This window comes from Scytonema sp. PRP1 (assembly GCF_036697665.2).
In the GTDB taxonomy this organism is placed as follows: Bacteria; Cyanobacteriota; Cyanobacteriia; order Cyanobacteriales; family Nostocaceae; genus Kalymmatonema; species Kalymmatonema gypsitolerans.
Window position 1 is genome coordinate 73,554 of record NZ_JBAHYJ020000087.1, and the last position, 12,286, is coordinate 85,839.

9 protein-coding genes are annotated in these 12,286 nt (G+C 41.5%); 5 read left to right on the forward strand and 4 right to left on the reverse strand.

The window, feature by feature from the left end; all coding sequences use genetic code 11:
* Positions 1-77: 77 nt before the first annotated feature.
* A complete protein-coding gene (locus V5G28_RS22255; protein WP_332987603.1) occupies positions 78-995 on the reverse strand; it encodes a calcium-binding protein in 918 nt (305 codons plus the stop codon).
* Positions 996-1,895: 900 nt separating this feature from the next.
* Between V5G28_RS22255 and V5G28_RS22260 the strand changes: the two genes are divergently transcribed.
* Positions 1,896-3,191 carry a DNA cytosine methyltransferase gene (locus tag V5G28_RS22260; RefSeq protein WP_332987604.1) on the forward strand — a complete coding sequence of 432 codons (1,296 nt, stop codon included), beginning with the start codon at positions 1,896-1,898 and terminating at the stop codon, positions 3,189-3,191.
* Between the two features lie 126 nt (positions 3,192-3,317).
* Here V5G28_RS22260 and V5G28_RS22265 read toward each other — a convergent pair whose 3' ends face one another.
* The 3 genes from V5G28_RS22265 to V5G28_RS22275 all read right to left on the reverse strand — a co-directional run bounded on the left by V5G28_RS22265 (position 3,318) and on the right by V5G28_RS22275 (position 7,637).
* Positions 3,318-4,283, reverse strand: coding sequence for an aldo/keto reductase (locus V5G28_RS22265; protein ID WP_332987606.1), 966 nt, complete (start codon positions 4,281-4,283; stop codon positions 3,318-3,320).
* Complete coding sequence (locus V5G28_RS22270; RefSeq protein ID WP_336231288.1) at positions 4,258-5,877, reverse strand: transposase; 1,620 nt, start codon at positions 5,875-5,877, stop codon at positions 4,258-4,260. The genes V5G28_RS22265 and V5G28_RS22270 overlap by 26 nt, the downstream gene beginning before the upstream one ends.
* A gap of 683 nt (positions 5,878-6,560) precedes the next feature.
* A complete protein-coding gene (locus V5G28_RS22275; RefSeq protein WP_332987611.1) occupies positions 6,561-7,637 on the reverse strand; it encodes a hypothetical protein in 1,077 nt (358 codons plus the stop codon).
* A 409-nt stretch (positions 7,638-8,046) separates the two neighbouring features.
* On the opposite strand from V5G28_RS22275, the gene mnmH reads away from it, so the two are divergent.
* From mnmH to V5G28_RS22295, 4 genes are all read left to right on the forward strand, one after another.
* Positions 8,047-9,117, forward strand: a complete 1,071-nt coding sequence (gene mnmH / locus V5G28_RS22280; RefSeq protein WP_332987613.1) for a tRNA 2-selenouridine(34) synthase MnmH — start codon at positions 8,047-8,049, stop codon at positions 9,115-9,117.
* 222 nt (positions 9,118-9,339) lie between these two features.
* Positions 9,340-10,005 carry a deoxyribonuclease V gene (gene nfi, locus V5G28_RS22285; RefSeq protein ID WP_332987614.1) on the forward strand — a complete coding sequence of 222 codons (666 nt, stop codon included), beginning with the start codon at positions 9,340-9,342 and terminating at the stop codon, positions 10,003-10,005.
* A gap of 134 nt (positions 10,006-10,139) precedes the next feature.
* Complete coding sequence (locus tag V5G28_RS22290; protein WP_332987616.1) at positions 10,140-11,027, forward strand: CPBP family intramembrane glutamic endopeptidase; 888 nt, start codon at positions 10,140-10,142, stop codon at positions 11,025-11,027.
* Between the two features lie 76 nt (positions 11,028-11,103).
* Positions 11,104-11,829 carry a GDSL-type esterase/lipase family protein gene (locus tag V5G28_RS22295; RefSeq protein ID WP_332987618.1) on the forward strand — a complete coding sequence of 242 codons (726 nt, stop codon included), beginning with the start codon at positions 11,104-11,106 and terminating at the stop codon, positions 11,827-11,829.
* The last annotated feature ends 457 nt before the right edge of the window (positions 11,830-12,286 follow it).

Consider the following 12,286-nt stretch of genomic DNA (forward strand, 5'->3'; position numbering starts at 1 on the left):
CCAATTTCCGGTCAAATCATCAGTCAAACCATTTTGGCTAATAGCTGAGCTAAGACCTGAGTATCTGTGTTTAAGCATTAGCCTGGAACTTTCAAAAACTCGAAATCTTGTTGTATGTTAATCTGACTCTTACTGATATCTTGCAACACAGCAATGAGGTCATTTTGATAGTAAATTCCAGTATCTAATTTACTGCTACTGCCAAGACTGAAATTGCTTTCTGCAAGAGTATAGTTCCCTTCACGGACTTGGATTTTATCTACACCTACTTCCCAATCGACAATCTTGGCATAGTTATTACCTTGATTGTAGTAATACACTTCAGTCCAGGAACCCAAAACGAAGGTATCTTTTCCACTACCACCAATAAGGGTGTCCTGTTCGTTGGTTCCACCGCCGTAACCGACAAGCGTATCATTGCCATTCATACCATATAGGGTATCGTTACCTTTACCACCAGATAAAATGTTGTCGAATGCGTTACCAGTAATTTTATTATCGAGTTCGTTGCCGTAACCTGCGATCGCAGCGCTGCCAATTAACTCCAAGTTTTCAACATTAGCGGCTAAGGTGTAACCATCCACGTAAGACTTAACTGTATCGATTCCTTCTCCCGATTTCTCAACGACTTTGTCATAAGTATAAGTGGGGAAAAGTGTATCGCCTGTTTTGACGGACTCGACAGTATCTACATAGTAAATATCATCACCGACACCACCAACAAGTGTGTCTATACCTTTGCCACCAGAGAGGGTGTCATTGCCTAGTTCACCATAGAGACTATCAATGCCATCACCTCCATAGAGACTGTCATTGCCACCACCTCCATAGAGACTGTCATTATCTGAACCACCAAAGACAAGATCATCACCTGCACCAGCAAAGATAATATCGTTGCCTTCATAACCGTAGATGGTGTCGTTTTCTCCAGTACCGTGAATTACAGGAAAAAATGTACCGTTGTCGTTGAAAGAAGTGCCTTTAATGACTGCCATATGAATTTCCTTTTGTGCAATATAATGTAGAAGAAAATAGCTTTGAGACTGAGACTGCCTGGTTTTGTTTGAGGTTTGCTCTCGTCCCTTCACTCGATAGTTTTAAGATATCCGTAAAATTTTTCACAACCATCTAATAAATGTCACGAGCGCACCATGACATTTGTCATCATGCAGATTTTTCTTAAACTTACGTGAGAGGATGTTTTAAAAGTGCCTTTTGCTGTCATGCTGTTAGCGTAGCTCCTCCCTCTACGAGGCACGCAGCAAAGCTTAGTGAGCATTTCAGTATCTCCCTAAAACCCTAGATTCTAAGCGCAATCATGCGCGCGCTAAGCGCAATTCGCAGCTCCGCCCCAGGAGGCACGCTCCACTACCGATCCGCTCAGAATGGCAAATTTATACCTTCTTACACTTTTGAAACAACCTCTGAGTTGAGCGAACTAAAAAAGATCAACCCAACCAGGCGATTTTTCATGTTCTTCTTGGATTCCGCATACGTACGAGTACGGCGTTCTCCAGGCATCGCTCGTAGCTGGGGTATTTGTTGCCATGCGATTTTTCACGGCAACTCCTCAAACCACTACGCAGCGTGGCTTCTTCCACAGAATTATTCTCAATAGTTCAGAATTCATGAAAATGACTAACGGAAAAATCAGAGCTTAGGAAACTGTCCTGCAGCACTGCCTTACCGTTGCGCGTCTACGTTTTCTAATATTAAGTGCATCTTCATGGCGAATTGGTATAATTCCACCTTCAGCCTTTTTTCGTGCTGTTTTCAACCGGTCGAACTTACGTTAAATTAGGCTACAACTCAACAATCCAGAGTAGAGGCGCTGCTAACAGCGCCCTTACGCATTTTTCATCTAAAATCCCGAATTGGTAGCTTAAAAATCCAAGATGATTTACAGTAACCACAAACAAAGACCTATCGCTGTTGATTTATTTGCTGGTGCTGGTGGCATGACTCTTGGTTTTGAGCAAGCAGGATTTGACGTACTTGCATCTATAGAAATTGATCCAATTCATTGTGCGACACATGAGTTTAATTTTCCTTTTTGGACTATTTTATGTAAAAGTGTCGTGGATATTACAGCAGCAGAAATTAGAAGTCGCTCCTCTATTGGTGATAGAGAAATCGATGTGGTGTTTGGTGGACCACCATGTCAAGGTTTCTCATTGATAGGTAAACGTGTTTTTGACGACCCTCGTAATTCCCTAGTCAATCATTTTATTCGGTTAGTTTTACAATTACAGCCAAAGTACTTTGTTTTAGAAAATGTTAAAGGCATGGTCCTGGGAAAGCACAAAGAGTTTATTTCAATCATCATCAATGAATTTGAGCAAAACGGTTATAAGATTCGTAAAGATTATAAAGTCTTAAATGCTGCTGAATATGGAGTGCCGCAGAATCGGGAAAGATTATTTTTGCTAGGTTGTCGTCAAGATTTGGAATTACCAAATTATCCCGATCCAATGACTAGATTGGCAAAATTAAAGAAAGCAGGGTTAAATAACCAAGTTCCATTAAGTCCTACAGTTTGGGATGCAATTGGCGACCTACCTGAAGTCGAAGATTATATAGAGCTTTTTGAAAAAGACTCGGTAATTGCCAACTTTGGAAAGCCAAGTGATTACGGAAGACAACTTCGTGGTCTTTGCTCCACAGATAACGATTATTCATATGAGCGTAAATATGACTATAGAATGCTCACCTCAAGTTTAAGAACAAAGCATACTTTAGAATCTATCAAAAGGTTTGAGTTTACTCCCGCTGGGAAAACAGAACCTGTCAGCCGCTTTTATAAACTTGCTCCTGAAGGAATATGCAACACACTTAGAGCAGGAACTGCTAGCAATAGAGGAGCTTTTACTTCTGCTAGACCAATTCATCCATTTACCCCAAGATGTATTACTGTGCGCGAAGCTGCGCGTTTACATTCTTATCCAGATTGGTTCAGATTTCATGTGACAAAATGGCATGGATTTCGGCAGATAGGAAATTCTGTTCCACCGTTATTAGCTAAGGCAGTAGCATCAGAAATTCTTAAAGTTCTTGATGTATGTTTATCTAAACCTGGAATGATACAAGAGTTAGGAAACGAAAATTTACTAATGTTTGATATGTCTCAAGCAGCTAGATATTATGGGGTAAATCCGCAAATTATAGAACCAAGAGCGAGAAAGTCAAGGTAGTACAAGAAAAACACTACAGGCTAGTCCTCGCAGAGCAAATTTCCGAAACAGATTTAAAAAACTACAGGATTTACGAGTAAGCTGTAGGGTGCTTTAGCAACCGCGCTAACACACCCACAGTTAATACTAAGTCCAAGCTCGGAAAAATGTGCCATCCTCCCAAACTGCGGCAGTACGTTGCTCAATTGCAGCTAATACCTTATTGCTAAGAGGTTGGAAAGCCCGGGCTACATTCACATTTTCTTCCAATTGCTTGACCGTTTCCGCCGCAATGACGCAAGAGTGAACACCAGGCTGGGACAAACTGTATCCCATAGCTTGCTGCATACCATCCAATCCGCCTGGTTTGAACAACCGACCATAAGCCGGTACTTTCATAGCAATCACGCCGACATTTTTTTGTTGTGCTAAAGGAAGAACGACTGGGAGAAATGGGCGTGGGTGGTGTTTGTCGGCAGCATTAACAGGGATAAGCGTTGTGTGGAAGGGATAGCGACGCAATCCTTCAGCAATCACCTGTGGATCATGATGTCCGGTTATGCCAACAAACCGGACGAGTTTTTGCTGCATCGCCTCTTCTAAAGCTTTGACTGCGCCAGATGAACTAAAGATAGTGTTGAGTTCTTCACGGAAAGAGACGTGATGCAATTGCCACAAGTCAAGATGATCTGTGTTTAGACGTTTGAGGCTTCTTTCCAATTCCCGCCATGCACCATCACGGTCTCTTTTATCTGTTTTACTTGCTAGAAAAATTTTTGAGCGATGGGGTGGTAGTACTTTCCCAAAATAATCTTCACTTGGTCCATAACCAGCAGCAGTATCAAAATAACGAATGCCAAGGTCAAGCGCTTTCTCGATAATTGCTACAGCATCACGTTCTCTTCCTTGCCAGGAGAGTGGCGTTTGACCAGCTCCTCCCAACCCAAAAATGGGGACTTTCACTCCTGTGCGTCCCAGCACTCGTTCTAGCATCGTCGCTGGTGGTGTAGCAGTGTCAGCTGCTTGTTGTTGCAAGGCAGATGCTCCTACTACACCGCCTGCAACCGCAACACTAGTAATGAGGAAGTTACGCCGCGTCGTGTTTCCTGACATAGTTTGCTTCAAGGGTAAATCCGGTGTTCTTTTTTTGAACCCTCCGCGCTCTCTTGAGACGCGGATTCACGCCACATTCAAGGGCTAGCTTTTCGCCCGATTCGGCTATCTGGCTAGCGATTAGTGACTCGTTGGAGACCCGCTCCGAGGGAGAATCAGACTGCCTGCTTTCAGACGGGCTTACTTGCTTGCGGGTTAAATGTCGTTGATACGCCTCCAACAAGACTGGTTCCAGCCTCAGATACTCGTTTTGAGCATCTCGCAACATCAACTTATCCTGATTGACGTGTCTACTCAAAAATGCACTGAACAAATCACGATGATGTTCTGGAATACCAGTTATATCCCGGTGAACTCGTTCTGACAGTGATTTTTTGATGCGCCTACCGTCTAAATGAGTCTGAGACAGCGCTGTCTTTTGAGTAGAGAACTTAATGAATGAACCGTTGGCACTTTCAGCCTTGCGTTTCAATTCAGATTGAACAAATCCGGGTGACTTGGCAGAAATTGCTTTACCATATCGTTTCTGCCATCCCTTAACACTTACATTTTCAGTTTTGATATGTTTGCCATGTCTCAAAATTTCGTTGACGACACGACGGTTCCTAGTTTCAGCATGTGCTGTTTTACGACGTTCTAGTTCACGTTTCTTCTTTGCGGCTTTGCGGTAATTGTTGGACTTTTTCCATTGCTGCTTACCTTTCTTGGGTTTACCTTTTTTGACAACAGTTTTACGTCCAATGCTAGCTTCAAAGTCCTGCTCAAAGTTATTGGGATTATTGGCACGTTGAGAGCGTTGCATCTGCCGCTGTAGTCTGGTTATTTCCTTAAAAAAGGTAGGGACTCTATCCGCAAAGGGCAACAAACCAGCGTGACTATCTGCAACAAAAGCAATATTAGAAACATTAAGGTCTAAACCAACTATCCCGTCAGAAACATAGTTCTGAGGTTTTTGGTAAGGCACACCCTCATTAACAAGCTGACAGTACCAACGACGCTTACCACAAAGGTGCCGTCGGATAAGGCGGCAGTACTTAACAGGGCAGGAAAGACTATACTGATTGACAACATTCTCGGTATCAATGATTGCTGGAAGTTCTAATCCAAACCACATAACACGGTTGTCTTTCCATTTAATGCCTTGCTTGTTAGTCTTGCCTTCAATACAACGAAATCTAGATTCAACTTTAAAGCGCACATCTTTTGCTTTACCAAATAACACACGCTCAACCGCTTTAAATGCACGAGTTGCTAATTTCTGTTGAACCTGAGCGTCTATCTTTTGAGCAATCCATTTTGAGTCCTTGGCTGCTTTGTTGGCGTAGGACTGTAGGTCATAGTCCGTAAATCGCTTTTGCTCACGAGCGCCCTTAAAAGCGTCACTACGCTCCTTTTTCCGGTCACGAGATATCCCTTTTGCTGCTTGATATGCCTCGGATTTACGCACTAACTCCATCCGGGTTTTAGCTTCTCCAAGCACATTGTTATACAGTCTCAAGGCTGCATTAAACCGTGACTGTAATTCTGAATCTTGCTTGCTGCTCACCTTAAGAGGTAGTTCTAACACGAACGATGGTTTAGTACTCCGTGGCATAACTTGCAATCACCTCCTATATTTGTTAATCTGTTTTTAGTATATGGCTATGTTCTAAAAATGTCAACGACAAAAGGTCAAAAAAGGGTAAGAAATCAACCAGTTTTTTATGAAGAGATAAAAGAACCACATAGAATAATGTTGACTCCCACGGCATGGAAAATATTACAAGATACTGCGAAAGTTCAGAATACAAGTGTTAGCGAAGTTATTGAGTTATTGGCAAGAAAGATCGAAGGCTGATAAATCAGCTTGTATCGGTGAACCCAGCCCTTACGGCGGGTTTCCCAACCTAGGGGACTGGTGAACCAGAAGGGCATTCCACCCCGACATAAATAACGTATGAGGTTCAATTCATTTAATTTCTTGAACCTCATACTTTGGGGCTATCTGCCTCCCGCGTCATTTTAGGTATGTTACCTAAGAGGTTGTTTGAAAAGTGGTTGGCTGTGATTTTTGCACATTGATCCCCCCTAGCCCCCCTTGGAAAGGGGGAACCGCGGAATCAAAGTCCCCCTTGGAAAGGGGGATTTAGGGGGATCTAGAACACTTTGCTACCGACAGTAGGACTTTTAAAACATCCTCTAAGGAATCCCCTACGTTAAGCGATCGCATTTTATAACAAAGTAAAGACGCGAAATTTCGCGATCTCCCGTGAAATTTAGTTCGGACATTTCAATTGACTAATTCAATGTTGCATTTTTCCTAGCAAAATCCCGATGAAGTTGATACTGCAAAATTTTTTGCTGCGCCATTGCATAATTATCGCTAGACGTTGGCACTTCTTCCAAAAGTCTAATCGCTTGTTCCCACCGTTTGACAACTATTTTCCACTCATCTGTACTTTGTGCTGACTTTGTTAACTGAGCTGCAATTTTACCTTTGTTAATTGCCTTCTCAAAAGTGTCATCTTTGGGAGTAGGTTCCGGAGTTACTTCTAATCGATTTTCCAGAGATTGATTGACATATGACATACTTTGTTGAACCTCTGGCAAATTAGTAAACAAGTATATCCATAAAGATATTAAAGAAATCAAAACAAGTGTGAAAACTCTTTTTGGTAACTTGCGATATTTAACAATTAAGTCAACCACGGTTGGCTTTTTTGCAGATATTTTGTCATTTTGTTCAATTTCAGTGGCATTGACTTCACTCGGCTGATTATTTTCCGTTTTTACATTTGTTTCTTCATCAATTTTTTCAGCCGTGTTTTCTGGTTCATTACTAATAGCATCGGCAAAAATCAGACGGTACTTAAATAAATACTCGATTTGGTAAAAAATAGCAGCGCTGAGTATCCAGGAAATAGCAAAGATGGCTTGCAGATTTTTGTGAGGTTGGTTGTAGGTGTCAAGAATTTTTTCGTAGTTGAGTTGAAATAGAGGTAAAAAAGGAGTTGAAAGCAATATTGCAATCAGAGTAGAGAGGACAAACACAAGCCAGCTATATAAACTTTCCCACCAACTTATGAGTCCAGGAACTAATCCCTTGATGTTATTTGTCCGTTCTCCTGGAATGGCGGGGATGAGGCGACCGAGAAAAAAGTGATGAAAAAAGGCGATCGCTGGTATTGGTAATATTAGTAACAATATTACGAGCACAGTCAACAGTTCTGGGTTGTCTGACCATTTCGCAAAATACGAGTCCAAACCATTGCTACGTCTCGTCAAGGCTAACAACCCAGTCATCAACATCGATAGCATCAAAGCGTTTAACCAAGCACTGGGGTAAGGAAACCATGTGGGTAATCCAAATCTCATCTCACACCTACTCTGTTTACTTAAGTGAACTGATTTCTGCGCTTTTAGAAAAAGACAGCGTAATGAAAGTGCATGCACTTTCATTACATGAATTTCTCAGACATTACCATTTTCAGATTATGCTGTATCATATCGAACATAAAACCTCGTTATTGCATTCAATAATACTACGCTGCCAATAAGCAACCAATGGGAGTAATAGTAAATTTTATAAATAATTACATCTGTCTCAAGTTTGATTTTAAAAAGAATTGCCGAAAAGAGCGAAATTATACCCTTCCACACATCAAGTTATGGAAGTGTCAAAATCGAGAAAGATGATGCACATTTAATTTGCCCAGCATCTAAAGACAATGAGGAAGAGAAACAGGCTTTCTCAATGCATGAATTTTGAATTTAGAATTGCTTAATGCCACCTTTACCCAAATACACTCAGCAACCTTGGACAGAAACATACAGTGAAATAATTGATGTTCGTTCAAGCAGCGAATTTGCGGAAGATCACATCCCTGGTGCTATTAATTTACCAGTGCTAGATGATGAAGAACGCGCCCAAGTAGGAACGATATACAAACAAGTGTGCCCCTTCACCGCCCGGAAAATCGGTGCTGCTTTGGTTTCAAAAAACATCTCCCAACATCTCACTCAACATTTTGCCGAAAAACAAAAGGACTACCATCCTCTGGTTTACTGCTGGCGGGGTGGACAACGTTCCAATAGTATGGCTTTGGTGCTGGCGCAAATTGGTTGGCGCGTAACGTTACTTGAAGGCGGTTACAAAACTTATCGCGCTTATGTCCGCCAGCAATTAGAAAATTTGCCAGAAAAATTTACTTATCAGATATTATGTGGTCTAACTGGCAGTGGCAAAACCCATATTTTACAGCAAATGCGCTTAAGCGGTGCTCAAGTTTTAGATTTGGAAGCTTTAGCTAACCATCGCGGCTCTTTGCTTGGCGAAGAATGGGAAGGGAAACCTTCACCCCAACCCTCTCAAAAATATTTTGAATCTTTGTTATTGCAACAACTGCAAAGCTTTAATCCTGCTGAAACGGTGTGGTTAGAATCAGAAAGCAACAAAATTGGAAAAGTTTATCTACCTCAGTCTTTGTGGGAGAAAATGAAACAGGCTAGCTGTGTAGAAATTCAGTTACCTATTGCCCAAAGAGTCCAGTTTCTCTTACAAGAATACCCACATTTAACAACTCATCCCGATATTTTAAAAGCCAAGCTAGAAAAACTTAAATCCCGCTATGGAAAAGAAAAATTAAGCGAATGGTATCAGTTGATTAATGCTCAAAAATGGGAATTATTTGTACAAGATATGTTACAGTTCCACTACGATCCAACGTATAGTAAATCCATGAAACGGGACTTTACAAAAGTAGAGCGATCGCTATCCATACCTGATTTATCGAATACCAGTTTTAATAGTTTGTTAAATTCTCTTTTGCCAAATCAGGTGACAGCAAATTTGTAAAGCATATCTACCAAATATAAATAGTATGGAATGCGTGACACTGCCTTAACGCATTTATACTACTTTACAACGCCACTCGCTTCCCTCGGGAAAGCCATCATTCGGGCTCGCTCGTCTTTGCGGCTTTGCGCGAAATTATTTTTATTGTGTCATCATAACCGTAAATATACCGTTATGAGTCACAATTTTGCCAGCCACAAAATTTAAACTCAAGCTATAAATATGAAGATTTCTCAACGTCATCCTTGGCCTTTGACAGTAGATGAAGCTATCAAAATTCAAGAAAAGCTAAAAGATGAAGTCATAACTGAAGACAAACTCAAAGAACCTGTGCAGTACGTAGCAGGGGTAGATATGGGTTTTGAAGAAGATGGTACGATTAGCCGTGCAGCTGTAGCGGTGCTAAGTTTTCCTGATTTGCAGCTGCAAGAAACCAGCCTCGCACGCCGTCCTACAACATTTCCCTACATCCCTGGATTCCTTTCATTCCGGGAAATACCCGCAGTCTTAGACGCACTTGAAAAGATTAAAATAATACCAGACATTATCTTATGTGATGGACAGGGAATTGCACATCCCAGAAGATTTGGCATAGCTTGTCATCTAGGATTAATTGTGGATATGCCTACAATTGGTGTAGCAAAATCGTTATTAGTTGGTAAGCATGAGGAGATCCCAGATATACGAGGTAGCTGGCAACCATTAATACATAGAGGAGAAACAATTGGAGCAGTTTTACGGACACGAGTAGGAGTCAAGCCAATCTACGTCTCTAGCGGTCATAAAGTCAGTCTACCAACAGCAATTGATTACGTATTGCGTTGCACAACAAAATATCGGTTGCCAGAAACAACACGCATCGCCGATAAACTAGCGTCTAACAGATAACGGTAAAACTAGCGAAGTTCTTGTGGACAATGGTTGAAGTGGGTGGTAAATCAGTCACCCTAGTAGCTGAAATGCAAGAACTTGCAGGCGATCGCTTGAAGACACAAGGTTTCCACACTCTTGGAGTTTTTTAGATGAATTCTGAAAATATCAATCATCCATTTCTCCATCTCAAGGTTCGCTCTTTGCTGCTGCGGCTTTTACTCATATCTATCGTTCTTGGGATTGGGCTAGGAGTAATTCAAGCCACTATTGGCTTAAAATTCAACCCTCTAGTTTTGAATTTAATCCTTTACATCTTCGTGTTCGGGTTACTTTGCCTTTGGACATTGGCAGATTTTAAGCGCTTAGGAGTTCACCTGCGGTATGTAGTTGGTCGTTTGCCAAGTAACTATAGATGGTTGCCGATGGTAGGCTTAGTTATTCTGTTGCTCCTGTTTTCCATGGGTTCCTACTTAGTACTGTTTTACCTACTGTCATTAGTGGCTCCATCATTTATAGAAGCAATTTTACGCGACGTTGCCAACAACCCAACACCTTACAGAAGTGCGCCACTGTTGTTCAACCTGCTGGGAGTAATTGTGTTGGTAGTGGTTGCGCCGATTACTGAAGAATTCCTTTTTAGGGGGATTATTTTGCAGCGCTGGGCAAGCAAGTGGGGTATTCGAGCAGGATTGTTGAGTTCGTCGCTGTTGTTCGGAATTGGACACGCGAATGTCGTGGGATTGTCTATGGTTGGAATGGTTTTGGGGCTGTTATATATCAAGACACGCTCGCTGATCGTGCCGATCGCCTGCCATGCTTTGAATAATTCTTTTGTAGTCGCAATGGAACTGTTCTCAAATGGCTCGAAGACTGTCTCAGCCGTGAACAGGTTAGAACAATTACGTTATAGCTTGTGGTTCGGTATCCTGTTTATAGTTCTCTCACTACCTGTGCTGGTACGCTTTGTGTCTCAAAACTGGCCGCGCAAAAATGCATCTGTCCCTTATTTCATCAACTCTTTTCAAAAAGAGTCATGAAAGAACAAGAAAGGTAATGCTCAATGGTATAGATATGTATAGAATTCTATAGAGATATAAAATATATATTTTAAAGATGCAGACATTTGAAGCAAATTCCTCAATGCATCTGTCAGTTGTGCCAAGACATTCCCAGCCTCTAAAGATTATCGCCCTAGGAGATAGTTTAATATATGGGTTTGGCGATCCAGAAGGAGGTGGCTGGGTCGAGAGACTGCGACGGTGTTGGATGCTACCTGACAGCGCCGGTCATGTTCTTTATAATTTGGGAGTGCGGGGCGATCGCATCCTGCAAGTAGCGCAAAGGCTAGAAGTGGAATTTCGCCATCGAGGTGAACTGCGAAACCATGTTCCCGACTTGATTATCCTGTCGGTAGGAGTCAATGATTCAGCACGGTTAGGTCGTCCAAATGGACGAAACTATACAGATTTTGCCGTTTTTGAATCGCAAATTGCATCTTTGCTTGATCAGGCGCAGCAACTATGTCCAGTTTTATTTGTAGGAATGGTTCCAGTTGATGAAGCTAAGATGCCATTTCTGGATTGCTTGTACTACAATCACGCTGACCAATACCGCTACAAAGAAGCTCTTAAAGTCGCTTGCACCGAACGGGGGATTCCTTATCTCGATATTTTCCAGCAATGGATAAATCGCGGTGAAGCTTGGAGACTCAAACGCATAAGCGACGACGGTCTTCACCCTAATACCCTAGGGTATCAAACTCTGTTAGAGGATGTGATGAATTGGGAAGCTTTTGCTTCCTACAATTACAGTTCCTCCTACCAGCTCACTTCGTCATAGGGATATCACTGCTTTAGAGTTGTCCATTTTCTTTTATGTCAGCTTATTGCGGAAAACAGTATAACCTTGGGTACTACCTTTGAGTGCAACTTAATATTAGTATTAACTCCACTTAACGACTTGTTGGAGTAAATTTAGGGTTCGTTCCACTAAGAGCAAAGTAGTAAGTTCATAAACTTTTAACTTGGATAGTCAGGGCGGGGAAGATGCCCTACCCACAAAATATTGATTTATAAGCAACATACAAATTAAATGTCTTTAGCTTACTACTTTGCCTAAAACAAAAGCTTGTACTATACCATTAACATGGTTCAAACCGTTATTTTTTATTACCAACCTAGTTTGGATTTGGCTAATGAAAAGCGAATTAGGTAAGGATAATTTACTACAATATGATACTACGTTTATAGCCTCACTATGACTTGCCTTTTTATTGCATGGGACAAGTTATGAAAAT

Bases quoted from the DNA above. Each gene is read 5' to 3' on its own strand.
- V5G28_RS22290 (WP_332987616.1), top strand. From the start codon at position 10,140: ATGAATTCTGAAAATATCAATCATCCATTTCTCCATCTCAAGGTTCGC.
- V5G28_RS22260 (WP_332987604.1), top strand. From the start codon at position 1,896: ATGATTTACAGTAACCACAAACAAAGACCTATCGCTGTTGATTTATTT.
- V5G28_RS22265 (WP_332987606.1), bottom strand. From the start codon at position 4,283: ATGTCAGGAAACACGACGCGGCGTAACTTCCTCATTACTAGTGTTGCG.
- mnmH (WP_332987613.1), top strand. From the start codon at position 8,047: ATGCCACCTTTACCCAAATACACTCAGCAACCTTGGACAGAAACATAC.
- V5G28_RS22295 (WP_332987618.1), top strand. From the start codon at position 11,104: ATGCAGACATTTGAAGCAAATTCCTCAATGCATCTGTCAGTTGTGCCA.
- V5G28_RS22270 (WP_336231288.1), bottom strand. From the start codon at position 5,877: ATGCCACGGAGTACTAAACCATCGTTCGTGTTAGAACTACCTCTTAAG.
- V5G28_RS22275 (WP_332987611.1), bottom strand. From the start codon at position 7,637: ATGAGATTTGGATTACCCACATGGTTTCCTTACCCCAGTGCTTGGTTA.
- V5G28_RS22255 (WP_332987603.1), bottom strand. From the start codon at position 995: ATGGCAGTCATTAAAGGCACTTCTTTCAACGACAACGGTACATTTTTT.
- nfi (WP_332987614.1), top strand. From the start codon at position 9,340: ATGAAGATTTCTCAACGTCATCCTTGGCCTTTGACAGTAGATGAAGCT.